Source organism: Lachnoclostridium edouardi (assembly GCF_900240245.1).
GTDB lineage: Bacteria > Bacillota > Clostridia > Lachnospirales > Lachnospiraceae > Lachnoclostridium_A > Lachnoclostridium_A edouardi.
The window spans coordinates 2,327,071-2,352,500 of record NZ_OESQ01000001.1 but is presented as its reverse complement, the minus strand read 5'-3'; the positions used below and the strand labels follow the sequence as shown (position 1 = coordinate 2,352,500).

Sequence of the window (25,430 nt, the reverse complement as noted above, 5' to 3'; positions counted from 1 at the left end):
TCTCGGCGCTGCTGCAGCCTGTCAGTAAAATAATCCCCAGGCAGATAACAGCTGCCCCCGCCGCTTTATTGATTCTTCTGCTCTTCCCCTTTATTTTCATTTAAAAACACCTCTGCTATTTTTAAATCCTCCGGCGTAGTTACTTTTAGATTTTTATAATCTCCCTGAATCAGCTTTACTTTTCTGTCAGTCATATGCTCTACTACCATGGCGTCGTCTGTAATCCCCTGCTGATATTCCTTTTTCGTAAATAGCTTATCATAAGCTGATCTGATTAAAGTATATTGGAAAGCCTGAGGAGTCTGTATTTGCCATACGAAAGCCCTGTCTGGAGTGATTTCTGCATTTCCGTTGGCATCTGCAATTTTCACAGTGTCCTTCACCGGCATTCCGATTACACAGGCATTATACTCCCTGGCCCCGTCTGCTGCAGCCTGGAGAATTTTTTCTGTCACCAAAGGTCTGGCTCCGTCGTGGATCAGCACCCAGCCTATTTCCTTCTCGTCTAAAGCCTTTAAACCTTGATACACAGAATGATACCTTTCTTCTCCCCCTGCCACCACTGCTTTTACTTTTTTAAAATTGTATTTTTTTACAATTTCGTCCTGGCAGTACTGGATTTCGTCCTTCCCGGTAACAAGAATCACCTGATCAATAGCGCTGTTTTCCAAAGCTTTTAAAGAATAATATATTAAAGGCTTTCCCCCTAAAAGCATAAATTGCTTCTGAATGGCGCTGTTCATTCTTCTGCCCTGGCCTGCCGCCAAAACTACGGCGGCCGTTTTTATTGCCTTATTATGGTCATTTTTCTTTACTTCATCCATAATCAGCGCTCTCCCAGCTTCAAATTAGGCACTGCGTTTAAATCCCAGCCAGCCCTGCTGCCTTTCTGGTACTCATAGTAAGCTGCAACGCCGATCATGGCTGCATTGTCTGTACAAAAAATGGGCGACGGATAATACAGCTTTAATCCTTCCTGGCTGCAGACCTCCTCCATGGCCTGACGCAAAGCAGTATTGGAGGCCACGCCCCCTGCTAAAGCTACTTTTTGATATCCATATTCCTTAGCCGCCGCCACAGCCCTTGTAACTAAAGATTCTACTACAGCATTTTGGAAAGAGGCAGCCAAATCCGGCACATAAATTTCCTCCCCCATCATATTTGCATGATTAATATAATTTAATACTGCTGATTTTAAGCCGCTGAAACTGAAATCATAGGGCGCCCCCTCTATTTTAGCTCTGGGAAACTCCACTGCATGTTTATTGCCGTCCTTAGCCGCCTTATCTACCTTAGGTCCTCCCGGATATCCTAAGCCTACGGCCCTGGCCACTTTATCAAAGGCCTCCCCCGCAGCATCGTCCCTCGTTCTTCCTATAATTTCAAATTCTCCATAATCCTTTACTATTACTAAATGAGTGTGGCCCCCTGAAACAATCAGGCACACAAAAGGAGGTTCTAAATCTGGATGTTCAATGAAATTGGCGGACACATGCCCTTCAATATGATGAACTCCCACTAAAGGCTTTCCTGCAGCATATGCAATAGACTTGGCCTCCGCCACTCCCACCAGCAAAGCTCCCACAAGACCGGGACCGTAAGTGACCCCTATGGCGGTAATGTCATTTAAGGTCACTTTGGCCTTAGCCAAGGCTTCTTCAATCACCTGATTTATTTTTTCAATATGCTTCCTGGATGCAATCTCCGGCACCACGCCACCGTACAAGGTGTGCAGGTCAATCTGAGACGAAATAATATTGGACAGCACTTCTCTTCCGTTTCTCACTACTGCTGCCGCCGTCTCATCACAAGAGCTTTCTATTGCAAGAATCAAAACATCTTCACTCATATTATTTCTCCTCTTAGATGTATCTTAAACGTTTTTTACTTTATTATTTTTCATCACTGTCAAATTCCAGTTCTGCCGTATACCCGTCCTTGGCTGCCTTTGTTCTGGGGAATATTTTCCTTACAGCGTCCATAAATTCCTCCGGCTTTGTCAGAGAAGGACTATAATGCGTCAGCCACATTTCTTTTGGCTGGGCCTTATCTGCCAGCCTTGCGGCCTCGTACATAGTCATATGTTTGTACTCTCTGGCCTTGCTCTCTTTGCCGTCCTCCCCATACATTCCCTCGCATATAAGCAAATCCGCCTCTCTGGCATACTCTGCAATGACAGGGACAGGTCTGGTATCTGTACAATAGGCTACCTTAATCCCCCGCCTTTCCGGCCCCAGAACCATGTCAGGAGTCAATGTTCTGCCTTCGTGCTCTATTGTTTCTCCCTTTTGCAGGCGGCTCCAAAATCTTTGAGGAATCTGCTGCTCATTAGCTCTGGTCACGTCGAACCGGCCTTTTCTCAAAATAGAAACTGCATATCCATAACAAGTTACATTGTGATTTACTTTATAAGCGTCAATTAAATACGGGCCTATTTTTAACTGCTCTCTGGGCTGAGAAAGCTCTATAAAACGCAAGGGAAACGGCAGCTCCGGAGCAATCGTCCGCAAAGCTGACACTACTTTTTCCAGCCCCTTAGGCCCTATGAGAATCAAAGGCTCTGTCCGCTCTGCATTTCCCATAGTCAGCAGAAGCCCCGGCAAACCGCTGATATGGTCCGCATGATAATGAGTAAAACATATAACATCAATGGGCTTTGGACTCCAGCCCTTTTTCTTTAAAGCCACCTGAGTCCCCTCGCCGCAGTCAATCAGCAGATTACTCCCCTGGCACCGGGCCATCATTGCAGTAAGAAAACGATAGGGCAACGGCATCATGCCTCCAGTCCCCAACAGGCAAATATCTAACATTATCCATCCTCATTTCTATGTTTTATTCCATTTATTTCTTAAATATCTACCTGGAATCATAGCACAACTACTTCCTTTTAATCAACTACAATGCATAAAGAAAGAAAAAAAGAGGACTAAAATGGTAGCTACTCATAAAACAGTATCAACTAACAAACTAAAATAGGGTGGCTGCCATACAGGGTGCAAAAAAGCGAGTAGGAAACAAAGCGTTTCTTACCCGCTTTTTTTCATGCACTTTGTTACGCAGTAGGCGGTCTGAACTCCTTTGTTCATGCGGCTTTGCGAGTGCAAAACAGGGACAACAAAGAGTTTATACCTTTTCCCTTAAAAACGCCTTTCTACTGCGTAACAAACTTATAGTAATTATCAGAGAAAGCATATAACCACCTATCTTGAATTTCCCTATGTTGGAAAAGCCTACATTGGATTATCCAACATTGGAAAAACCTACGTTGGAAAATCCAATGCAATTAAATAAAGATATATAAAGTAAAGATAAAATAATTACTGATTAAATCAATTACCCATTCCATTCCTATCCTTTCTCTACCCCCTTTCCTTTGTAGTAAAGCAAAGAGACAGAGCCGCCGGAATGGAAAAGAACAGAAGCGGCAATACAAAGAAATATCGTTTTCTATGTTACGCAGTAGAACATCATTTTTGAGGGTGGAAGTATAAAACCCTTACCTCTGCCCTTATTGCCGCTGTAATGCCGCTTAAATCAAGCGAGAAACGTACTCTATCGCGTAACATTCCATACTGACTTGAGAGCGTAAGCGGTTTATCCGATTGCGCTCTCTTAGCTGCCAAACAGCAAAGACAGGGAACGCCGTCAAGGACGCTTGCGTTTATTTTATCCTTGACGGCGTTTTCAGGCTTTGCTACTTCCTACCTGAAACGATACTTGAATAATGCCTGTATCAGTTGTGCTTCCAATCTATCTTGAATTTCGGCGTCATAATGCCCTTGAAATACAGACAGATGTTTGATGTACCCCCGATAATGCCATAAGACAGTATTTATCGCTTCCGGCTCTCCGGCAACTGCTTTCTCAATCGTTTCAAACGGTATCAGCTTTTCGTTCTTCATGCTCCAATCTCTCCAATTCTTTTCTTAATCTTTTGAGTGACGACAGTTTCCAGTAGTTTGCAGTTGTGCGACTTCTTCCGTATGCTTCGCCAATCCTCTTGTCCGTATAGTGGAAAAAGTAATACAGCACCAAAACTTCCTGCCGCAGTTCCGGCAAACTGGAAAATGCTTTTGCTAACTGTTCATTCTTGATTTCGATTATCTCGCCGCACACAACAAATCTTGTGGGCTGTTCCTCAAAATAGCTGTCTGTTGTAGACGGTTTATAATGTTTTTCTTCCATGAGATAATCAAGGGAAGTTTCCCATTTCCTCCGCCTGCCAATGTCCCGATAAGCAGACAGGGCGGTATTGCGAAGAACGATTTTACAAAAGGCTGCAAAGGTGTATTCGATATGCTCCTTGTATTGCTCCGAATAGTTCATTGTTTCACCCCCTTTCTTCCCAGTAGGGGGCTATTACAACAAACGCCTACGCAGCATAAAGCGGCATAGGCGTTTGGATAATATGAATTATTTAAGCAATCAATATGATTTGTATGTTCATCTTCATAGCCGCAAAATCCCGTTGCAGGAAACAGGCTTTTTTTGATGCTTGACAATGATTAAGGGTATAGAAAAAGGACATAGCGATACCTCCGAATAAAAGGAAAGAGCCGATAGTCTTGGATTTCTTAAATCCTTAACTATCGGCTCTGCGTCTGTGCGTCTGGCTCTTTGATAACTGATATATTCAATTTATGAGCATTGATTAAAGTTTCTTGTTTGCACTTCGGACAGTACAACGGAAATTTTTTTAATTCAGTATCTTCCCGTATTCGCAACCTTGTTTTATTTTTGCAAATCGGGCAATAAATCCAATTTTCAGTATTCATTATTTCCCTCGATGTTTAGCCTTTCTTTTTTCTTGACGTATGGCATATTGCCTTTCTTTTTCAGCTTCTTTCTGTTCTTTACTTTTGGTTTTTCGTTCTAACTTATTCTGCTCATGTTGAAGTTTTAATGCTTGCTGTGCCTTTGTTCCCATACCCTTATCCTTTAGCTGATTGTTAATTTCCCGCTGCATACGTTTAGGATTGATTTTTCGTTCCTCAGCCATTTGTGATTTGATAGGTGGGCTAAACTTCAAATTCTTCCAGTTGCATAATAGAAATTCATAAACTTCATAGTCTTTCGGCTCACTACCAAAAGTGATTTTACATACTTCATAGTGACCCTCATCAAATCGTTCATATAACCCAATCCAAAATGGAGCTTCAAACATAACCGTCAGGCTACATTTTACAGACATAATATTTATTCCTTGCTCATTTGAGCTTCAAAGTTTTCAAGCCATTCTAAAAGTGAATTGTAAAGAAGTTTCTGCTGCTCAAAAATTGTTCTGCCTACAAGCGGAATATCTGCATATTTTAGGGCATAATTTTCATTGGTTTCAGCAGAAATTTTTATGCTTTCTCTTAATTGTGTAATAAGTTTAATTGCTTCATCTGTACTTACTTTATTCAAATTTGCAATTACAACATTAAAATCAAATAAGAGAGGGACGCTTTGAGAAGCATAAGAGTACATTAGCTTTTCAAAGTACTCTTTTCCTTTCTCTGTAATTGAATAAATTGCCTTATCAGCAAATTTATCTCCTTTTACAATATCACTTTCTAAATAGCCTTTTTCCTTTAGCTGCAATACTTTTCTATAAATTGACGGTACACTTATTTTAGTCCATTTGGATAGGTTATGATATTCGACATCTTTTTGGATATCATAGGCACTTTGCGGTTTTTCCAATACAATACCAAGCACTACTAAATCTATTGACGACATATTCTACCTCCTTTTCTTTTGCTATTATCAATATTACTATCAATAATAGCAAAAGTCAAGAAAAAGGTGATTCAAAGGTGTTATGTGCTTTATTTCAGTCAACACTGTGCTATATGTAATCATATCTCAAAATAGTCGTGAAGCGTCGCAGATTGCGGCATTTTTCTTTTGCTTACATTTGGCATTTTGAAAAATCCACCGTCTTTATATGTGAAGAAACTTTTTGAAGAAATTTTCTCAAAACTTCGGCAAAATCGCCTTGTTCGGTGTTGTAGGTAGTGAGAGGATTTTCAAGAGGGTTTGGGAAACTTCCCAACAAGCAAAATGCAGGGCATTTTCGGAAAAGGGTACTCTTTTCCTATGCTTGCTATTCAACTATTCACTTTATCAGGCAAAGAAAGGACGGGAACGGAATGGAAAGGAAACGAAAAATCAAAGATGGGCATATCGTAGTGGAAAATCCGCTGTTTCAAGAACTGCCCCAACATGAAGTAACAATAAAATCCGGCAGGACGCTCTATCGCTTTACAGGCAGCTATGACGGGGAAAGAAGCCTGCCGCATAAAGTTTTACGGCTTATGGAGCAATCACCTATTGATGAAAAAGATAAGGAGCGTTAAAATGAGTATAAGCAATCCTGTATTGGCAGACTGCCCGCCGACGAAAGGAGCAGAAACTATGTTAAGGCAGTCTGGCAACAAAATTACCGCCCTCTATTGCCGTCTATCACGCGACGACGAATTACAGGGCGACAGCAACAGCATTGTTAATCAAAAGGCGATTTTAAGTAAATACGCAAAGGAAAATCATTTCTCAAACACCACATTTTTCGTGGACGACGGTTATTCCGGTACAAACTTCAACCGTCCGAGTTGGAGCGAACTTCTGGAACGAATTGAAAATGGAGAAGTAGCAACGCTGATAGTCAAGGATATGTCGCGGCTTGGGCGTGATTATCTGAAAGTAGGCTTTTACACTGAAATCCTGTTTGTGGAAAAGGGCGTACGATTTATCGCTATCAACAATGGCATAGACAGCGCAAACCAACAGGACAGCGACTTTACCCCATTTTTGAACATCATCAACGAGTGGTATGCAAAGGACACAAGCAAGAAAATCCGCGCTGTGATGAAGTCAAAGGGAGAAGCGGGAGAACATCTTTGCACCAACCCGCCCTACGGCTACATGAAAGACCCCGATAACAAAAAGAGGTGGATTGTAGACGAAGAAGCTGCCGGAGTGGTACGCCATATTTTCAGCTTATGCTTAGAGGGGTACGGACCGACGCAGATTGCCCGTATTCTGAAAGCAGATAATATTATAACCCCCACTATCCATTTTCAGCAGGCAGGCAGAGCAACAAGAAACACGCCGCCGGATAATCCTTGTAACTGGACAGGCGATACCATAGCAGATATTTTGGAGCGACCGGAGTATCAGGGGCATACGGTAAACTTCAAGACCTATAAGCAGTCATACAAGAGTAAAAAGACCTGTTACAATCCAGAGGAAAAATGGCTTGTGTTTGAGAATACCCATGAAGCGATAATTGACGCTGACACATGGGCGAGGGTGCAGGAATTACGGAAGAACAAACGCCGCCCGACCAGAACAGGGAAAACAAATATGTTCTCCGGCATTGTGCGCTGTGCCGATTGCGGCGAAAAGCTGTATTATTGCACAAGCAAGGACTTTGAAGCAAGGCAAGACCATTTCGTTTGTTCTACTTCAAGGCTCAAAGGGAAAGAGGTTTGCCCTACTCATTTTATCCGCGCCGTTGTCTTGGAACAGGGCGTACTTGCTCACATGAGATTGACGATTGCCTGTGTCGCTAACCATGAAGAACAATTCCGCAAAGCTATGGGCGCAAAACAGAAAGCTGAAGTGAAAAGGGAACTTGCGGCAAAGCGGCGGCAACTGACACAAGCAGAACGCCGGATAGAGGAACTTGACCGATTGTTCAAGCGTATTTACGAGGATAACGCCAATGGAAAACTATCTGACAACAGATTTCAAATGCTCTCTGACGATTACGAACAGGAGCAGGAAGAACTGCGGGAAAAGCTGTTGCGATTGAGTGAAGAAATTACGAAGCAGGAAGAACAATCAGAGAACATTGACAGGTTTATCAACAAAGTACAGAAATATCTTGACTTGGAAGAATTAACACCCGCTGTCTTAAATGACATGGTAAAGGCTGTGTATGTTCACGCGCCGGACAAGTCAAAGGGGTATAGGGAACAGCAAATTGACATTTCCTATGACCTTATGGGAATACTCCCCGCGTCTTTGCTGAATGACCTACAAAATGGAGAAACGGCATAGCCCGCAAGCTACGCCGTTTCCGAAAACATTTCTAATACTGTCTTATGAGTGCTGCCCAAAAGTCCTCTCTTTTTTGTCTGCCTCAGAACAATTCCTTTTGTTCTTCTGTCTCCACTGGAATTCTAAACTGCCGAATGATTTCATCATAGCATTCTTCACATAAATCAAAACAATGAATTTCTCCATCCTTTTCTGAAAAGTAATCCCAGGTATGTTCAATGTGAATCACGCCTTCTCTGGCGATCCCTGACTCTACCACCAGCTTTTTCCCACAGTGATTGCAGATGACAGATTCCAGCCTGCCCTCGTTTCCGTACCTTCTCATTCTTTTATCCTCACCTTCCTCTTTCCGGCCTTCCTTCCCCGGCTTTCGTTCTCCTGTCCGGAGAAACTTTTTACCTGCAAATACAAAGCAGGGGCAGCCCTCCGGGTACCCCTACATTATAATACATTCTCTTTTGATTTTAAGTGGTAAATCTTTCAAACCAAGGTCATTCCCATCAGGATTCCATCCTCCTTGGGATCAGAATAATAGTCTTTCCGCTTTCCCTCTTCCTGAAAACCCCTGGATTTATATAGGCTTCTGGCCGCCAGATTGCCTTCCCGCACCTCCAGCATAATTCTTGCCGCGCCTTGAGCCTTGGCATATTCTGTCATGGCTTCCATCAGTTTACTTCCAAGTCCCAAGCGTCTTTTGGAAGGATCAGCGGCAACCCGGAAAATTTCTCCCTCATCCGCCAGAATACGAATAATTCCGTACGCCCGGACTGCCCCCTGGCTTTCCAAAACCAAACACCTATCCAACCTGCTATCCAGCAGCTGTGTTATTGTTTTTTCAGACCAGCTGTCAGAAAAACAGATTTTTTCCAGATAAGCGATCTGCTTCACATCTTTTTCTTCCAGCTTTCTAATGCACATTAAAGCTCCTCCCCGGCTCTTTCTCTTTCCGCCTGGGATTTTCTCAGATAATCAGGGCGGTGTTCTGCTGCAGACTCCACTTTTCCCTCCTGATAATATACTGCGCCCAAGGCTGCTACAGCTCCCGCCCTTTGACGGTTCATGTGGGCAGGGGCAAATTCATAGGGGGCCTTCATCTCTGCTTTTAATATATCCTTATATACAGGAACTCCGTCCCCCAGAAAAACAGCTTTTTCTCCCAGGTTATTTAGCTTCTCTGCCAATTCTTTAATGTCTGCAGGGCACTGGGCCATAATTGGGCAGAATCCGTTCTTTAAAGAATAAATACCTGTATAAACCTGATTTCTTCTGGCATCCATAATTGGGCACACTACCCCGTTATATCCCCACATATTATAAGCCAGCGCATCTACTGTGGGCACATGAATCAAAGGCTTTTCTAAAGCCAGTCCCAGCCCCTTTGCCGTGGCTGCTCCAATACGCAGACCGGTAAAGGAACCTGGCCCCCCGGACACTGCAATAGCATCAATGGTATTTAAATCCAGGTCTATCATTTCAGCCACCTGATCCAGCATAGGTAGAAGGGTCTGGGAATGGGTTTTCTTAAAATTCACCGTATATTCCGCCGTCATAACCTGGTCTGTAACTACCGCCACAGAAGCCACTAAAGATGAACTTTCGATTCCTAATATTTTCATTTTTTTCCCTCCACCGTAATCTTCCGGTAGTCAAATCCCTTATCCATATTTTTTTCAATGGTAATTTCTATTACATGTTTGGGCAAAATCTCTTCAATTAAACTGGACCACTCAATCAGGCAGACTCCGTCGCCGTAAAAACAGTCCTCATACCCGATTTCCTCCATTTCCTCCACATCCCCGATGCGGTAAACATCAAAATGATAGAAAGGAAGGCGCCCCTCCTCATACTGCTGAAGTATTGTAAAGGTTGGGCTGTTTACCGGCCCTTCAATTCCCAGCCCTCTGGCAAAGCCCTGAGTAAATACTGTTTTTCCCGTGCCCAGATCTCCGTTCAGGCAGTAAATTTCTCCTGCCTCTGCCTCGTTTCCCAACTGCTCTCCCAAGGCAAAGGTCTCCTCCGGACTATTTGTCTCCATCCACATATTATAAACCTCGTAATTATAAGCCCTTTAACTGATTCTTTGGCACATGTCCCCGGATTATCTCAGACAGCTCTTCCATGTCCCCTGCCACTACGTGAAGAGGCAGTAAATATGCTCTCATCTTATCCATATAAATGATCAGCATACTTCTGGTTTTCACTACTTTAAAAACCCTGTTCCACGGAACAGCCGTCTCCTGGCCTGCCTGTCCAATAATCAGCTGATCTCCAAATTCCAGGTCTATGGCTTCCTTAATCACCGGATCTCTGGCCTGCTGCTTTGCCCTGGCGAATACCATAAACGGCTGGGTCACTGTCAATAAAAGCGCCAGCATCACCAAAACTCCCACATAGCCGTATGAAAATATATCCTGTTTAAAAATCAACAAGTATAACGCTACTATAGTTACCATTATGTTAAAAATCCCCTGAACGCTTCTATAAATATTATACATAGAAAAGCGCCATAAATCCCCTGCCTCTAACTGTACGTGAAATTTCATATTCTACCTCTTTATATTTTCATGGTAAGAGAAATTCTCTTCTTTGCCTGATCCACAGAAAGTACCTTTACCTCTACAATATCCCCAACGCTCACTGCCTCTAAAGGATGCTTAATGTAGCGTTCTGTCATCTGCGATATGTGGACCAGCCCGTCCTGATGCACTCCTATGTCCACAAAGGCGCCAAAATCAATTACATTCCGCACTGTGCCTTTTAAAACCATACCAGGCGTTAAATCCTTAATATCCAGCACATCTGTGCGGAGAATCGGCCCGGGCATCTCAGCTCTTGGGTCCCTGGCCGGCTTTTCAAGCTCTGACACAATATCTTTCAAGGTGATCTGCCCAATATTCAGCTCGTCTGCCAGCTTTTTATAATCGTGGATCTTTTTCCCCAGCTCCTTTAAGCCGCTGGCTGAAATATCCTCCACCTTATATCCTAACTTCTCCAAAAGAGCAGAAGCTGCCTGGTAGCTTTCCGGATGAACAGATGTGCCGTCTAAAGGATTTTTTCCTCCCTGGATTCTCATAAACCCGGCGCACTGTTCAAAAGCCTTAGGGCCCAGCTTGGCCACCTTTAACAGCTGTTTTCTGTCTTTAAAAGCTCCGTTTTCCTCTCTGTAGGCCACAATATTTTTTGCAATAGTTTTGTTAATCCCGGAAATATATTCCAGCAAGGAGGCAGAGGCCGTATTTAAATCTACTCCTACCTTATTTACACAGTCCTCCACAACTCCCTGCAACGCCTCGCTGAGATGCTTTTGATTCATATCGTGCTGATATTGTCCTACGCCAATAGATTTAGGATCAATCTTAACCAGCTCTGCCAATGGGTCCTGAAGCCTTCTGGCAATGGAAACTGCGCTTCTCTGGGCCACGTCAAAGTCCGGAAATTCTTCTGCAGCCAGTTTGCTGGCCGAATATACAGAAGCCCCGGCTTCATTTACAATAATATACTGAACAGACTCCGGGATTTCCTTTAACAGCTGTACAATCACCTGCTCCGACTCTCTGGAAGCAGTGCCGTTTCCCACTGATATCAGAGAAACGTGATATTTACTGATCAGGCCTTTCAGCACTTTCTTAGCCTCTTCTACCTTTTTCTGAGGCTCCGTAGGATAAATCACTACTGTATCCAAAACCTTTCCTGTACTGTCTACTACTGCCAGCTTACACCCTGTTCTGAAGGCCGGGTCCCATCCCATAACTACTTTACCTGTAATAGGCGGCTGCATAAGAAGCTGCTCCAGATTTTTTCCAAAAACCTTTACCGCTCCCTCCTCAGCTGCTTCTGTCAGCTGGTTTCTCACTTCTCTTTCAATGGCCGGGGCAATTAAACGTTTATAACTGTCCTCAATAACCTCCTCCAGCACAAAGGTTGTATAAGGGTTGTCCCTCTGTATAATCTTCTTTTTTAAATACCTGCTGATAACTTCCTCCGGCGCGTTTACCTTCACTGTAAGCAGCTTTTCGTTTTCTCCTCTGTTTAAGGCCAACACTCGGTGGCCTGCGCACTTTCTCACCGGCTCCTCGTACTGATAATACATTTCATACACAGAAGACTTTTCCTCATCCTTAGCTGAGGACTGAATCATTCCCTGATCTGTTGTCACTCTTCTAATGTATGTACGGTATTCCGCGTTGTCGGAAATTCTCTCTGCCAAAATATCTTTTGCGCCGTTTAAGGCTGCATCCACGCAGTCAACTTCCTTTTCCTCTGAAATATATTTTTCTGCTTCCTTTTCCAAAGGCTCTTTAGCTGTCTGCTGCATAATATAATCAGCCAAGGGCTCCAGCCCCTTTTCCCTGGCAATCATAGCCCTGGTTCTCCGTTTTGGACGGTAAGGACGATATAAATCCTCTACTGCCACCATAGTCATGGCGCCCTGGATTTGAGCCTCCAGCTGAGGCGTCAGCTTTTCCTGCTCCCTGATAGAGGAAAGCACCTGCTCCTTTTTCTCCTCCAGTCCTCTTAAATATTTTAATCTTTCATCCAAGCTGCGCAGCACCTCGTCATTTAAGGAACCTGTCGCCTCTTTTCTATAGCGGGCAATAAAAGGAATGGTATTTCCCTCATCAATCAGCTTAACTGCTGCCTCCACCTGATGCCGTCCAACCTGCAGCTCTTTCTGCAATACTTCTATGATGTCCATTTTTTGTCCTCCATGGCTGTTTTTCACAGCCTCTTTATCCAGTTTATTATATAGCGAAACTTTCTCTTCGTCTAGACAATATTTCTTTTTCATGCTAATATGAAAAGGTGCTTTCTAAGGAAGAGCACATGATTTTTAAAGGAGATTTCCATGAATATACAAAACAATTTAAATAACCAGGAACAGGAAGGGTCTCCTTCTGCTGCCCCTGGTAAACCTACGCCCAATAGGCTGGCTATTTTTTCTCTGCTTATGGGCATCGCGGCTATTTTATTTTGCCTTTCTCCTATTATTCAGTTCTGTATAGGAATGGCGGCCATTACCTCTGCTGTGATTGTCCGTTTAAATGACCGGTCCAACAAAATGGCGTTATTCGGCCTTATAGGAGGAATCATAGGCATTATTATCAGCTTTGTCGTCCTTTTGATGATTCTCTATGTATACAATGTGGTGCTGGAAGATCCTGTACTTGGACCTATGTACAATAACATGTACCAGCAAATTATGAATTACTGGAGCTCTGCTTCATAATTTTATAAGTTAATTGATATACTGTACTTCTGCAATATATCAATCCCCCGTCCCAGAAGCATATAATTCTTAAAAATCCAGTTTATTATTACAATTCCCAGCCCGGCGTACAGGATTATATAAAAAATCCTGGCGCAGAGGGCTGGTTTTCCTTTTCTGGACAAATACAAAAAAAGTCCTGCCTCTGCCGCTGCTGATATTACAATATAAAGGACAATGGGATGGCAGCAAAAGCTTGCCCATATATTACCTTTTAAAAGATATAAAACTGCTCTTGTGCCTCCGCAGCCAGGACAGTAAAGCCCTGTATAATAATGAAACAGACAGGGCGAAGGTAAACCCTGTCTGAGTAATTCTAATATCTGACCTGTCAATGCTTATTTTGCCTCCTGAAAAATCCACATTTAAAACTTATCTGGCATTTTATATCTATTTTTAAGACAGCCTTGCCCTAATAAACTTTATAAAAGGAAAATCAGAAAGCTTTTCCTGGAATATACCTTCCTCCATAGTCTCTGTAAGAATAGCAAATTCTAATTCTTCTCCATCTAAAGCAAAAGCCTTTATCGGCCCGAAAACGCTTTCAGCTTTTTCAAGCAGCTCCTCTTTCTCTCCCTTTAATCTTACAAAATACTGGAATTTGGCTGAGGCTGTTGAGGCTATCTCCTGCTTTTCCTCTCCCCATCCCATTTCTACATTGGTATCCATGTGAAGAATTGCCTGTATCATGTCTGCCACCACGGCGCTGGCTGTAGGAAGCTTTCCTGCCCCTTTTCCGTAAAACATTGTCTCTCCTAACATGTTTCCTCTGACCAAAATTCCATTAAAAACATCGCAGACTGAGTATAAAGGATTGTTCCGTCCAATCATTACAGGCAGCACCCAGGCGTGAACTGAATCCCCCTCTATTTGGCTGGAGCCTAACAGCTTAACAGAAGCTGCCATTTGCCTTGCATACAAGAAATCCTTTGCCTCTATGTCAGTAATACCTTCTGTATGAATTTCCTGATAATCTACTTCTTTTCCAGTTGCCATGGCTGTAAGAATGGCCAGCTTCCGGCACGTGTCGTGGCCTTCTATATCAGCCTCCGGATTTCTCTCTGCATACCCTAATTCCTGAGCCTCTTTTAATACTGCTTCAAAAGTCTGGCCTTCCTGATCCATTTTTGTCAGAATATAATTAGTAGTTCCGTTTAGAATTCCTGTAATCTCCTCAATCCGCTCTCCCATCAGGCAGCGGTACAGCGGGCGGATAATAGGAATGCCTCCTCCTACGCTGGCCTCAAATAAAAAGTTTACCTGATTTTCTCTTGCGATTTTTAAAAGCTCTGTGCCATGAGCGGCAACCAGGGCTTTGTTGGAAGTCACCACATGCTTTCCCGCCTGCAGACAAGCTTTCACCCATGGAAATGCCGGCAAAAGCCCTCCCATGGTTTCCACTACTACCTTTACGTCCTGATCCTTTTCAATTATTGAAAAATCGTGAATTACTTTATGTTCAAAAGAGGTTCCCGGAAAATCTCTAAGATCCAGAATATATTTTACCTCTAATTCCTGTCCCAGCTGATCTGTCACTACATCTTTGTTTTTCTCTAAAATCTCAACTACACCTGAGCCAATTGTTCCTAATCCCATCACTGCTGCATATATCATTGTTTTTTTACTCCCTGGCTAAAATTTTTATATAATGAACGTTTTTCTTCTCTTCTATCTCTTCTACCATCTTAGAAATATTTCCAGTATCAGAACGCACCTCCACACTTAATGTCAGCGTAGCCACTCCATTTACCGGAATACTTTGATGGATTGTAAGAATATTGGCCTTATATGTAGCTACCACATGGAGAATTTCTGATAAAAATCCCTGCACATCATCCATTTGTATTACTAAGGTAATGGTCTTTCCCTTTGCATTGTCATAAAACGGAAAAATATCGTCTTTATATTTATAAAACGAACTTCTGCTGATTCCTACCCGATCTGTTGCTTCCTGAATTGTAAGGACCCGTTCAGACTCCAGAAGTCTTTTTGCTTCTACAACTTTTCTCAGCACCTCCGGCACTGCTTTCTGCTTAACTACAAAATATTTATTCTTGTCCTCCATCGCCGCTCCTTCTGTTCGTTCTGCAAATACATCTGTGCTTGCAGTAAAGATATTAACACGATTGCCAAAAGAATGCAACAAATTTTTCTTTGAAAACAGAAAAAACCAGAAAATAAGATCTGACATAAAATTCACATGTCTTCATCCTTTTTTCTGGTTTTTTATTTTACTGGTTTTCCTGGGTTTCTTTGCCAAGGTTCTGCCATTTTAAATAGGCGCTGATAAAGGGGTCTAGGTTGCCGTCCAGAACAGCTGCAGCATTGCCGCTTTCTGCGTTGGTCCTGTGGTCCTTCACCATTGTATACGGCTGAAGGACATAGGAACGAATCTGGTTGCCCCAGCCGATCTCCTTTACGTCTCCTCTAATATCTGATATTTTTTCTGCATTCTCCTGCTGCTTCAGCATATACAGCCTTGCCTTCAGCATCTGCATGGCTTTATCCTTGTTCTGGAACTGAGATCTTTCATTTTGACACTGAACTACAATTCCCGTTGGAATGTGGGTAATGCGCACAGCTGAAGATGTTTTATTAATGTGCTGTCCACCGGCGCCGCTGGAGCGATAAGTGTCAATGCGCAGATCGTCCTGGTTAATCTCCACATCCAGGTCTTCCTCAATATCCGGCATTACATCGCAGGATACAAAGGAGGTCTGTCTTTTTCCCGCCGCATTAAACGGGGAAATTCTCACAAGACGGTGCACTCCTCTCTCTGACTTTAAATAGCCAAAAGCATTTTGACCGTTGATCTGAACTGTAACGGACTTAATACCGGCCTCGTCTCCATCCAGGAAGTCCAAAACCTCTGTAGTAAATCCTTTGCTGTCAGCCCATCTGCAGTACATTCTGTACAGCATACTGCACCAGTCGCAGGATTCTGTGCCTCCTGCGCCTGCATTTAAGCGAAGAATGGCATTGCAGCCGTCGTATTCTCCTGACAGCAAGGTGCTGATGCGCATGGACTCTAATTTAGATTCAAAATCCTTTACCATCTCCGCCACTTCCGGCACAACAGAAGGATCATTTTCCTCATTGCCCATTTCAATCATCAGTTCAATTTCTTCCAGTTCCTCTTCCAGCTTTTTATAGCCGTCCACTGTATCTTTTAAATTCTTAGCCTCTTTTACAATTCTGGTGGAGCGCTCCGGATCATTCCAGAAATCCGGCTCCTCCATGGATTTATCTAATTCATCAATTCTCTTGACCTTGTTGTCCAGGTCAAAGTGAATCCCTCACTTCCACTAATGGTTTCTTAAAGGTAGATAATGTATATTTGAACTGATCCAGCTCAACCATTGTGTCACCTTCTTTCTATTATTTATTATACTGGCTTTCTGCCGCAGCACTGTTTATACTTTTTGCCGCTGCCGCAAGGACAAGGATCATTTGGATAAACCTTGCGCACATCACGGCGCTTTGGCGCCTGAACTGCGCTGTCGTCCTTATTTGTACCTGTAACCTTAGCCGCAGGCTCTCTCTCCACCTTCTGCTCTACGCGAATATGAAAAAGAATTCTCACTGTCTCCTCGCAGATTGCCGCAGTCATGCCCTCAAACATTTCATAGCCGCTCATCTTGTACTCTACAAGAGGGTCTCTCTGTCCATATGCCTGAAGTCCAATACCCTGGCGCAGCTGGTCCATATCATCAATATGGGACATCCACTTATTGTCAATTACTTTTAGAAGAATCACGCGCTCAATCTCTCTGATCTGCTCAGAATCCGGGAATTCCGCCTCTTTTGCCTCATAAAGCTTAATGGCCTTTTCCTTCAGCATATGAGTCAGCTCAGACTTCTTCATTCCCTTAATCTCATCTGTCAGGGAAACCGGTCCCAGAGGGATAACCGGAAGCAGCAGATTATTCAGCTCTCCAAAATCCCAGTTTTCAGCAGACTGCTCATCTGAAATGGACATGTCCACAGAATTCTCAACTATATCAGTAATCATCTTCAGAACCAGATCGCGCATATTGTCGCCGTCCAGAACTCTTCTTCTTTCTGCATAGATGACTTCACGCTGCTCGTTATTTACCTCGTCATATTTCAGAAGCTGCTCACGAATACCATAGTTGTTGTTCTCAATCTTCATCTGAGCCTTTTCAATGGCATTGGAAAGCATCTTATGCTCAATCTGCTCGCCTTCCGGCACACCTAAAGCGTTAAACATTCCCACAAGACGCTCAGAACCAAACAGTCTCATTAAATCATCTTCCAGAGAGATGTAGAATCTGGACTCGCCTGGGTCCCCCTGACGTCCGGAACGTCCTCTTAACTGATTGTCAATACGTCTGGATTCATGGCGCTCTGTACCAATGATCTTCAAACCGCCGGCAGCCTTAGACTCGTCGTCCAGCTTAATATCTGTACCACGTCCCGCCATGTTGGTGGCAATCGTAACCGCTCCGTGTATACCTGCGTCTGCTACGATCTCAGCCTCCAGCTCATGGTACTTTGCATTCAGCACCTTATGAGGAATTCCTTTTTTCTTTAACATCTGGCTAAGCATCTCGGAAGTCTCAATAGTAATAGTACCCACCAGCACAGGCTGTCCCTTTGCGTGAGTAGCCTCAATCTCATCTACAACAGCTTTAAACTTCTCTTTTTTTGTTTTGTAAACTGCATCCTCGTGGTCAATACGGATTACCGGTTTATTAGTAGGAATGGCAATGGCGTCCATACCGTAGGTATTTCTGAACTCTTTTTCCTCAGTTAAGGCAGTTCCTGTCATACCTGATTTCTTATTAAATTTATTGAAGAAGTTCTGGAAAGTAATTGTAGCCAGAGTCTTGCTTTCTCTCTTTACATTGACATGCTCTTTTGCCTCAATGGCCTGATGAAGTCCGTCAGAATAACGGCGGCCAGGCATAATACGTCCTGTAAACTCATCTACAATAAGAACCTCGTCGTCCTTTACTACATAATCTTTATCGCGGAACATCAGATAATTGGCGCGCAGAGCCAAAATCACATTGTGCTGGATCTCCAGATTTTCCGGGTCAGCCAGGTTTTCAATGTGGAAGAACTCCTCCACCTTCTTAACGCCGTCTGCAGTCAAGTTGACAATCTTGTCCTTTTCATTAACAATAAAGTCGCCTTCCTCCTCAATCTCCTCTCCCATAATGGCAGCCATCTTGGAGAATTCCGCAGACTCTTTTCCTTTTTCCAGCTGGCGGGCCAGCACATCACAAACCTCGTACAGCTTTGTGGACTTGCCGCTTTGTCCAGAAATAATCAAAGGTGTTCTGGCCTCGTCAATAAGTACAGAGTCCACCTCGTCGATAATAGCAAAATCCAGATCTCTTAAAACCATCTGTTCTTTATATATAGCCATGTTGTCACGCAGGTAGTCAAATCCCAGCTCATTATTGGTTACATATGTGATATCACAGCCATATGCTTTTTTTCTTTCGTCGCTGTTCATAGAGTTCAGCACAACGCCTACAGTCAGACCCAGAAACTCATGGACTCTTCCCATCCACTCTGCATCTCGCTTTGCCAGATAATCATTGACTGTTACAATGTGCACGCCTTTTCCGGCTAATGCATTTAAATATGCAGGAGCTGTGGAAACAAGGGTTTTACCTTCTCCGGTTCTCATCTCCGCAATACGCCCCTGGTGAAGAACGATTCCACCAATCAGCTGTACACGGTAATGCTCCATATTTAATGATCTTTTCGCCGCTTCTCTGACAGTTGCAAATGCCTCAGGAAGAATGTCGTCTAATGTCTCTCCATTTGACAGTCTTTCCTTAAACTCTCTTGTCTTGTCCCGCAGCTGGTCATCTGACAATGCCTCCATCTCCGGTTTCAGACTCTCTATTTTGTCCACAATAGGATAAATGAGCTTTAACTCTCTCTCACTATGTGTACCAAATATCTTTTCCAAAATGTTCATAAATTCTCTCCTGCTTCTATGCTATACTTCTTATTAAACAGTACAATCCAATATATTGTAGCACCTTCCTCTTGTTTATTCAACTCATTCATAAAAATTTAACATTATCTGATTTCCCAATGTGTTTCCCTTTCTCGACATAAATTGACATAATTGTATATATTACGGTAAACTTAGCAAATTGCACAAAAAAAATGTCTCTTTTTTGACTTATCCACATTATCCACAATCCGGCTGTGAAAAAGTACCCATTGTTATCCACAGGCAAAATCGCGTATTCTGGCACATATCTTAGTTATACACCAAGTTATCCACATTATCCACACTATTTTTTTCCATAATTCTCCCTTTTTAGAAATAGCTTATCATTTTTTTATTTTTGTACACATCTAATAAACTTCATTATTTCGACAAAAAATACACCAGAACTATTGACTTTTTCTTGAGGGGACAGATAGTAATGCAACACTATATTATATGAATTAGAAGCAGCATTTTAGAAAGAATTTAGAATAATTGTCAAAATATTTATGAGAATCAGATTGAGTATTATGAATTTATATGGTATACTAATGTTATCACAAGAAAAAGGAGCTGATAGTTTATGCGTTATGTGATTACAGGCAGAAATATTGAGGTAACTCCTGGTTTGAAACAGGCAGTGGAGGACAAGATTGGCAAGCTGGAGCGGTACTTTACTCCTGACACAGAGGTAATTGTAACTTTAAGTGTTCAGAAGGACCGCCAGAAGATTGAGGTAACTATTCCTATGAAAGGCAATATTATCCGTGCGGAAGAGTCCAGCAGCGATATGTATGTATCCATTGATTTAGTAGAAGAGATTATTGAACGTCAGATTAAAAAATATAAAAGAAAACTGATAGACAAAAAACAGTCTGCCCTTTCTTTCTCTGAAGCTTTTATTAAAGAAGAATATGATCTGGACGACGAAGTCAGGATTATGAAGACGAAAAAGTTTGGAGTAAAGCCTATGGACCCTGAAGAGGCATGTGTACAGATGGAGCTTTTAGGCCACAGCTTTTATGTATTTTTAAATTCTGAAACTGAAGAGGTCAATGTAGTTTACAAGAGAAAAGGCAACACTTACGGTTTAATTGAGCCAGAATTCTAAAAACGATTTATTTGGAAACGCTGCCGCGGCAGCGTTTCTTTTATGGTATAAGCGAAAGGCAAGTATTATGGAGTATTTGTGGAGGAATATGAAAAAATGAATTTTATGGAATTAATGCAGTTAAAAGAGGAATGGGCGCATTTTCGTTCCCGCCATCCAAAGTTTCCTCTTTTTTTGAAAGCAGTTCACAGGGAAGCTATTATGGAGGGAACAGTAATTGAGATTCAGGTAACAGCTCCTGACGGAAAAACTATGAATTCTAATTTAAAAGTCAGGAAAGAAGATCTGGAGCTGCTGAAACGACTTGAAAAAATGTTTTAAAGCTACAAAGAACTTTTGAATAAAAGAAATGTAAAACAGGGAATACAAAGTATACGGAAAACCTTCTTCTGATACCTTTGTATTCCCTATTTTTATTTATATGTTGTCAGCCGGCCGCTGAATTACTTTTCTTCGTTTTGTCCCACACAGATTTTAACACCGGGAATGTACACATAAGTATTGTCATAATAATAAAGAACCAGCAAATACCTCCTCTGAAGAAAATGGAAATATCTCCTCTTGTCATGTCAAAGGACTGACGCACGTACTTTTCCAGCATCGGAGCAAGTACAAAGGTAAGCAGCAGCGGCGCCGACGGAATCTGAGAAACCTTCATTAAATAGCCTACTACTCCTGCTCCCAGCATAAAGTATACGTCAAACATATTATTTGAGGTGGAATACGCCCCCATGACGCAGATTGCCGTAATAACAGGAATCAATATAGCATTAGGCACTTTAATAGCCTTTACTAAAAGAGGGATACATAAAAATGCAATTAACAGACAGATTATATTTCCTAAATACATAGAAGCAATTAAAGGCCAGACAAAATCCGGATTATCTGTAAATAAGGTAGGTCCCGGTCGAAGACCCCACATCATCAGGCCTCCTAACAAAACAGCTGTAGTGGAGCCTCCCGGAATTCCCAATGTAAGCAGAGGAGCAAAGGCACCGGCCGCCGCCGCATTGTTGGAGGACTCTGGGGCTGAAACACCTTCAATACAGCCTTTTCCCATTTCATCTCTGTTTTTATTAATTCTCTTTTCCATAATATAAGAAAGAAACGCGGAGGTAGTGGCGCCGGCTCCCGGCATAACGCCGATAAAAGTGCCTAAAATCCCCTGCCTCAAGGTAATGGGAAGTATCCTTTTCATTTCTGATTTAGATAAATAGCAGTCCTTTCTGCTGATCTGCACTTTTTCGTCAGAATTTCTGGCCGGCAGCATGGCCATTTCAATTACCTGGCTGAATCCGAAAATACCGATTACCATAGGAATAAAAGAAATGCCTGATAATAAGTTAATCGTCCCAAAGCTGAATCTGGAAAGCCCTACTGCCTGATCTACTCCCACTGTGGCTAACATTAAGCCCAGCCCTGTGGCCAGCAGTCCTTTTACAGGATTGTCCCCCAAAATCCACCCAATAGATGTCATTGCAAAAATAATTAAAAGAGCCAATTCAGGGGAACCAAATTTTAATCCGAACCTGGCCAGTATTGGTCCTGATATTGTCAGCAGAATAATGCCGATAGTTCCTCCAATAAAAGATGAAATATTGGCTGCTGCAAGAGCCCTTCCCGGCTGTCCCTTTCTGGTCAGCTGATTTCCGTCTAAAGCCGTCATTACTGCCGGGGAATCTCCCGGAATGTTTAACAGGATAGCGCTGAAGCTGCCTCCGTACATAGTAGAGTAATACAGAGAGGCCAGCATAATAATTGCTGTAGTGGGGCTCATACTGTATGTAAGGGGCAAAAGCAGGGACACGCCTGTAATTCCTCCCAATCCGGGCATGGCTCCCACTATCAGTCCTACAATAGCCCCAAATAAAGCTGCCAGCAGATTAGAGGCGCTGAAAGCCAGCGTAAACCCATGCATCAGTAAGCCGATATTTTCCATAGATGTTTTCCTCCTTTCACACTGCTGTCAGCATTTCCACAATTTTTCCCACCGGCACAGGTACCTTCAGCCAGAAGTCAAAGACCAAAAACAGGAACAACCCTGTCCCAACTCCAATACATACTGATTTTACAGCCGGATATTTTTCCACTGCCTTCAGCCATAAAATAATATACAGGCCTAATGCCGGAATTAATCCAATCATGTAGGAGGCGAAAATTGTAATCAGTATAGCAAGAAGAGGTCCTGCCATTTTCAGCTGAAATGCCACCACGGATTTCCTTTTTACCTCTCCTATTAAGTAAATCACCCCAAAAATCACTGCCAAACTGCCGGCTATTATAGGAAATACACCGCCTCCAGGCCCGTGGTTTACCCACAGGCCATAAGACACACCCTTGATTGCCCAGTACAGTCCGGACAGAATTGCCAATATAGAAAAAGCTATATTCAAGATTTATCCCCTCTCTTTACTATTTAAAACCTATTCAAAATACCCTACTTCCGTAAAAATGTTCATCACTGTTTCCATATCATTTCTAATATACTCTGTTGCTTCCTCATGGCCCATAAATGCAGGAGTCAGACTATTGGCCTCTAAGTAACCTGTTTTCCACTCGTCTGTTTCCACAATCTTCTGCGCCATATTTTCATAATAAGCCATTGCCTCAGCCGGCATATCCTTGGCTCCTGAAAGTCCTCTGTACTCGCGGAAGGTTACGTCCGGGTATCCGGCTTCTCCAAATGTAGGCACGTCCTCAAAAAATTCTCCTGTAATCCTTTCTGGCGCAAAGGTTACAATTGGCTTAAAATCCCCGGAGGATACCTGGGCAATACACTCGCATGGGTTGAGAATTCCCACGTCTACATGTCCTCCCAATAATGCTGTAGCTACATCCCCTGAGCTGTCAAACTGTACATAGTTAAAATCGGCCCCTGTATATTTCTTAATCAGCTCATAGCCCAGCTGAGATGTATTTCCTCTTTGGTCTGACCCAAATTTCAGGGTGCCCGGATTAGCCTTTGCCGCTTCCAGCAATTCTTCAATGGTCTGGTATGGGCTGTCGCTTTGTACACATAAGGTTACGTCGTCGAAAGCCATAATGGCTACAATATCTGTCAGATCATCCCATGTCTGTTCCCAGCCGTTAACCTCTGAAACTACAATGTTTCCTGAATGCAGAGAAAGCAATGTATATGGATCTCCTTTTTTTGTTCCCACATAATTGTAGCCTACAGCGCAGGCTCCGCCTGGTTTATTTACAACCATAAGATTTTTCTCTGCCAGCTTCTCTTTCTGGGCAATTTCCGCTATTTTTCTGGCGCTGATGTCGCTTCCTCCGCCTGGGTTAGCAGGCACTACATACTCAGCCTCTTTTTTCATTTCCCATGTAGAGCCTGTTTCCCCACTGTCAGCTGCCTCCTGGCTGTTCTCCCCGTCATCTGCTGCATTGGCCTCTGTTTTTGCCTCTGCAGCCTTTGTCTCTGTTTCCTGGCCTGCGCCTGAGCAGCCTGTCATCAACACTCCCACCAATACTAATGCATACCATCTTTTTTTCATTTTCATTTCCTCCTATTTATTCATTTCATCTTGTTTTCTTCTCAACTGCCACAAAACGCTGTCTTTTGGCTCTTCCACCATGTCATAAGTAATCACAGTCCCCTTAGGCACATCACAGATTAAGGCTTTTCCATTAAGCATATGGGCCGGAATCGGGCCTCGGCCTGATACAGGGGACGCGGGCACCATGTGAGTCAAAAGCCTTGGATCATGGTCGCTTCCCATAACCTCCCCTGCCTTTAAGTCTACTTTTGCCTCCTGGACAATGTCATAATTTTGCTCATAAACCCTGGAGCCTGTATCAATTCCTAAAAGCCCTGCGCAAAGCAATGTGCTGGAGGCCTCCACGCCGCACAAATGGTAGGGCCTGTAAATTAATGACACATTTCCTTCTGTATTGCTTAAACACCCTTTCGTGGCCAGTATCATCTGGGAATAAGGATTAGTACTTCTGACTACTAAAAATACTCCTCCTCCTAAACCAGCCTCTCCCTTTTCGTGGAGATTAGTTACCACCTCAATGACCCCCTCTTTTTTCAGAATGCCTCCGTCCTTTTCATGGCAAAGGACCATTGGTATTTCCGGGGTTCTTAAAATCTCATCTAAAAGCAGGGAAGTTTCCGGCTGTAATCCTGTTGCGTTGGCTGCGATAACCATTTCACATAAATCAAATCCTCCTCTGGGGTCTAACTGAGCCAACAGCTTTTTCCTGGCCTTCAGGCAGGCCTCCATATTTTCATCCTGAAATGTTTCCATATATCTCCACTCTTGTTCTGAAAGGCAGGCTGTCACAGTTTCCGGTATGGTGATTCCTCCGTCGCAGTAAACGGTTACTGTCTTTTTTTCTCTGTCATAAATAAACTCTGCATCTCTGCTTTTTCCTGCGCTTATTACTTCCAGCCCTAAATCTCTGGCCCACTGAATCATCTGCATTAAAGCGCCGTGCTGATCTCCGTCTACAGGGGTGCATACCACCCCCTTCTCCTCCGCCATTTTCTTTAAAATAGGCCCTACGCAGGAATCTGTTTCCTTATTGACCATGACAATATGCTTTCCATGGTTCATAGCGGCAATACAGTGTCTGGCCCCGGCCTCCGGGTTCCCTGTGGCTTCCACAATTGTATCTAAATCTAAATCCATTAAAATCATAGGATCTGTAACAGCAATTACCTGGCCCTTCTCCTGCTGCTTTTTGGCTTCCTCCACGCTGGTACAAAAGCTTAGGCTTTCTCTTGGAATTCCGGCTTTCTCCGCCGCGTTCCAGATGGCATCTTCATTTTTATCTGCCACTGCCCCTACCTTTAGCTGTGGCTGCAGCACAGCCTGTCCAATTACGGCGATTCCAAAATGACCTGTTCCAATCAGTCCTACTGAAGTTGTTTTTCCCTTATGTAAATCATATAATTTGTGATATATCATATATTTTTCCTCCTAATTTTTCCTTGCTGCCTTCTGTCTATATATACAGCAAACCTTATGCCAACCTATTAGAAAGAACCATAAATTATAAAATTATCTTCATAAGAC

Annotated in this window: 29 protein-coding genes (1 of these 29 running past the window's edge); 5 read left to right on the top strand and 24 right to left on the bottom strand. The window is 43.0% G+C overall.

Features of this window, described 5'->3' with window-relative positions; genetic code table 11:
- The 9 genes from C1A07_RS11160 to C1A07_RS11115 form a co-directional block, all read right to left on the bottom strand.
- Positions 1–100 carry the 5' portion of a DUF4846 domain-containing protein gene (locus tag C1A07_RS11160; protein WP_101877174.1) on the bottom strand. The gene continues 860 nt to the left of window position 1, outside the view, so 100 of the gene's 960 nt are visible here — the first part of the coding sequence; it begins with the start codon at positions 98–100; its stop codon lies beyond the left edge, outside the window.
- On the bottom strand, positions 66–824 hold the full coding sequence (ispD, locus tag C1A07_RS11155) for a 2-C-methyl-D-erythritol 4-phosphate cytidylyltransferase (RefSeq protein WP_101877173.1): 759 nt from the start codon (positions 822–824) through the stop codon (positions 66–68). Before ispD ends, C1A07_RS11160 begins: the two co-directional genes overlap by 35 nt.
- A 2-nt stretch (positions 825–826) precedes the next feature.
- The gene (gene tsaD / locus C1A07_RS11150; RefSeq protein WP_101877172.1) at positions 827–1,849 is read right to left on the bottom strand and encodes a tRNA (adenosine(37)-N6)-threonylcarbamoyltransferase complex transferase subunit TsaD; all 1,023 of its coding nucleotides are present in this window, start codon (positions 1,847–1,849) and stop codon (positions 827–829) included.
- 43 nt (positions 1,850–1,892) lie between these two features.
- On the bottom strand, positions 1,893–2,810 hold the full coding sequence (locus C1A07_RS11145; protein WP_101877171.1) for a ribonuclease Z: 918 nt from the start codon (positions 2,808–2,810) through the stop codon (positions 1,893–1,895).
- Positions 2,811–3,701: 891 nt separating this feature from the next.
- Entirely contained in the window at positions 3,702–3,902 is a 201-nt protein-coding gene (locus tag C1A07_RS11135) for a helix-turn-helix domain-containing protein (RefSeq protein ID WP_101877170.1), read from the bottom strand.
- Positions 3,874–4,326: an RNA polymerase sigma factor gene (locus tag C1A07_RS11130; protein ID WP_101877169.1), complete on the bottom strand. Its 453-nt coding sequence runs from the start codon at positions 4,324–4,326 to the stop codon at positions 3,874–3,876. Before C1A07_RS11130 ends, C1A07_RS11135 begins: the two co-directional genes overlap by 29 nt.
- A gap of 260 nt (positions 4,327–4,586) precedes the next feature.
- The gene (locus C1A07_RS11125) at positions 4,587–4,775 is read right to left on the bottom strand and encodes a cysteine-rich KTR domain-containing protein (RefSeq protein ID WP_101877168.1); all 189 of its coding nucleotides are present in this window, start codon (positions 4,773–4,775) and stop codon (positions 4,587–4,589) included.
- Complete coding sequence (locus tag C1A07_RS11120) at positions 4,775–5,191, bottom strand: YjdF family protein (RefSeq protein ID WP_101877167.1); 417 nt, start codon at positions 5,189–5,191, stop codon at positions 4,775–4,777. The genes C1A07_RS11125 and C1A07_RS11120 overlap by 1 nt, the downstream gene beginning before the upstream one ends.
- A gap of 5 nt (positions 5,192–5,196) precedes the next feature.
- Positions 5,197–5,721 carry a PadR family transcriptional regulator gene (locus C1A07_RS11115; RefSeq protein ID WP_101877166.1) on the bottom strand — a complete coding sequence of 175 codons (525 nt, stop codon included), beginning with the start codon at positions 5,719–5,721 and terminating at the stop codon, positions 5,197–5,199.
- Positions 5,722–6,134: 413 nt separating this feature from the next.
- On the opposite strand from C1A07_RS11115, the gene C1A07_RS11110 reads away from it, so the two are divergent.
- Entirely contained in the window at positions 6,135–6,341 is a 207-nt protein-coding gene (locus C1A07_RS11110; RefSeq protein ID WP_101877165.1) for a hypothetical protein, read from the top strand.
- A gap of 58 nt (positions 6,342–6,399) precedes the next feature.
- A complete protein-coding gene (locus C1A07_RS11105; RefSeq protein ID WP_101878126.1) occupies positions 6,400–8,046 on the top strand; it encodes a recombinase family protein in 1,647 nt (548 codons plus the stop codon).
- 82 nt (positions 8,047–8,128) lie between these two features.
- On the opposite strand, the gene C1A07_RS11100 is transcribed toward C1A07_RS11105, so the two are convergent.
- The 6 genes from C1A07_RS11100 to C1A07_RS11075 all read right to left on the bottom strand — a co-directional run bounded on the left by C1A07_RS11100 (position 8,129) and on the right by C1A07_RS11075 (position 12,742).
- On the bottom strand, positions 8,129–8,371 hold the full coding sequence (locus tag C1A07_RS11100; protein WP_101877164.1) for a hypothetical protein: 243 nt from the start codon (positions 8,369–8,371) through the stop codon (positions 8,129–8,131).
- 155 nt (positions 8,372–8,526) lie between these two features.
- Entirely contained in the window at positions 8,527–8,964 is a 438-nt protein-coding gene (gene rimI, locus C1A07_RS11095; protein ID WP_101877163.1) for a ribosomal protein S18-alanine N-acetyltransferase, read from the bottom strand.
- On the bottom strand, positions 8,964–9,662 hold the full coding sequence (gene tsaB, locus C1A07_RS11090; RefSeq protein ID WP_101877162.1) for a tRNA (adenosine(37)-N6)-threonylcarbamoyltransferase complex dimerization subunit type 1 TsaB: 699 nt from the start codon (positions 9,660–9,662) through the stop codon (positions 8,964–8,966). The genes rimI and tsaB overlap by 1 nt, the downstream gene beginning before the upstream one ends.
- On the bottom strand, positions 9,659–10,087 hold the full coding sequence (tsaE, locus tag C1A07_RS11085) for a tRNA (adenosine(37)-N6)-threonylcarbamoyltransferase complex ATPase subunit type 1 TsaE (protein ID WP_101877161.1): 429 nt from the start codon (positions 10,085–10,087) through the stop codon (positions 9,659–9,661). The genes tsaB and tsaE overlap by 4 nt, the downstream gene beginning before the upstream one ends.
- Positions 10,088–10,103: 16 nt before the next feature.
- Positions 10,104–10,589, bottom strand: coding sequence for a YcxB family protein (locus C1A07_RS11080; RefSeq protein ID WP_101877160.1), 486 nt, complete (start codon positions 10,587–10,589; stop codon positions 10,104–10,106).
- An 11-nt stretch (positions 10,590–10,600) separates the two neighbouring features.
- Entirely contained in the window at positions 10,601–12,742 is a 2,142-nt protein-coding gene (locus C1A07_RS11075) for a Tex family protein (protein ID WP_101877159.1), read from the bottom strand.
- 150 nt (positions 12,743–12,892) lie between these two features.
- Here C1A07_RS11075 and C1A07_RS11070 point away from each other — a divergent pair, with 150 nt between their 5' ends.
- Positions 12,893–13,273 carry a hypothetical protein gene (locus C1A07_RS11070; RefSeq protein ID WP_101877158.1) on the top strand — a complete coding sequence of 127 codons (381 nt, stop codon included), beginning with the start codon at positions 12,893–12,895 and terminating at the stop codon, positions 13,271–13,273.
- 2 nt (positions 13,274–13,275) lie between these two features.
- Here C1A07_RS11070 and C1A07_RS11065 read toward each other — a convergent pair whose 3' ends face one another.
- The 5 genes from C1A07_RS11065 to secA all read right to left on the bottom strand — a co-directional run bounded on the left by C1A07_RS11065 (position 13,276) and on the right by secA (position 19,271).
- Entirely contained in the window at positions 13,276–13,647 is a 372-nt protein-coding gene (locus tag C1A07_RS11065) for a DUF2752 domain-containing protein (protein ID WP_101877157.1), read from the bottom strand.
- A 61-nt stretch (positions 13,648–13,708) separates the two neighbouring features.
- Positions 13,709–14,926, bottom strand: a complete 1,218-nt coding sequence (locus C1A07_RS11060) for a homoserine dehydrogenase (RefSeq protein ID WP_101877156.1) — start codon at positions 14,924–14,926, stop codon at positions 13,709–13,711.
- Positions 14,927–14,933: 7 nt separating this feature from the next.
- Complete coding sequence (locus tag C1A07_RS11055) at positions 14,934–15,377, bottom strand: ACT domain-containing protein (protein WP_101878125.1); 444 nt, start codon at positions 15,375–15,377, stop codon at positions 14,934–14,936.
- Positions 15,378–15,543: 166 nt separating this feature from the next.
- Positions 15,544–16,672 (bottom strand): peptide chain release factor 2 gene (prfB, locus tag C1A07_RS11050; RefSeq protein WP_101877155.1). Its coding sequence is split into 2 segments (ribosomal slippage): positions 15,544–16,596 and positions 16,598–16,672, totalling 1,128 coding nucleotides; the frame shifts between segments, so codons are not numbered across the junction.
- 25 nt (positions 16,673–16,697) lie between these two features.
- Positions 16,698–19,271, bottom strand: coding sequence for a preprotein translocase subunit SecA (gene secA, locus C1A07_RS11045; RefSeq protein WP_101877154.1), 2,574 nt, complete (start codon positions 19,269–19,271; stop codon positions 16,698–16,700).
- A 604-nt stretch (positions 19,272–19,875) separates the two neighbouring features.
- Here secA and hpf point away from each other — a divergent pair.
- Together hpf and C1A07_RS11035 are read left to right on the top strand one after the other, a co-directional pair.
- Entirely contained in the window at positions 19,876–20,403 is a 528-nt protein-coding gene (gene hpf / locus C1A07_RS11040) for a ribosome hibernation-promoting factor, HPF/YfiA family (RefSeq protein ID WP_101877153.1), read from the top strand.
- A gap of 96 nt (positions 20,404–20,499) precedes the next feature.
- Positions 20,500–20,724: a hypothetical protein gene (locus C1A07_RS11035; RefSeq protein ID WP_101878124.1), complete on the top strand. Its 225-nt coding sequence runs from the start codon at positions 20,500–20,502 to the stop codon at positions 20,722–20,724.
- 106 nt (positions 20,725–20,830) lie between these two features.
- On the opposite strand, the gene C1A07_RS11030 is transcribed toward C1A07_RS11035, so the two are convergent.
- The 4 genes from C1A07_RS11030 to C1A07_RS11015 are packed head-to-tail and all read right to left on the bottom strand — an operon-like array spanning position 20,831 to position 25,322.
- Positions 20,831–22,342 (bottom strand): tripartite tricarboxylate transporter permease, encoded by a 1,512-nt coding sequence (locus C1A07_RS11030; RefSeq protein WP_180952234.1) that lies wholly within the window; start codon positions 22,340–22,342, stop codon positions 20,831–20,833.
- A 16-nt stretch (positions 22,343–22,358) separates the two neighbouring features.
- The gene (locus tag C1A07_RS11025; protein ID WP_180952233.1) at positions 22,359–22,796 is read right to left on the bottom strand and encodes a tripartite tricarboxylate transporter TctB family protein; all 438 of its coding nucleotides are present in this window, start codon (positions 22,794–22,796) and stop codon (positions 22,359–22,361) included.
- A 30-nt stretch (positions 22,797–22,826) separates the two neighbouring features.
- Positions 22,827–23,903: a tripartite tricarboxylate transporter substrate binding protein gene (locus C1A07_RS11020; RefSeq protein ID WP_180952232.1), complete on the bottom strand. Its 1,077-nt coding sequence runs from the start codon at positions 23,901–23,903 to the stop codon at positions 22,827–22,829.
- Positions 23,904–23,915: 12 nt separating this feature from the next.
- Positions 23,916–25,322 (bottom strand): flagellar biosynthesis protein FlgA, encoded by a 1,407-nt coding sequence (locus C1A07_RS11015; protein ID WP_101877150.1) that lies wholly within the window; start codon positions 25,320–25,322, stop codon positions 23,916–23,918.
- Positions 25,323–25,430: the final 108 nt, after the last annotated feature.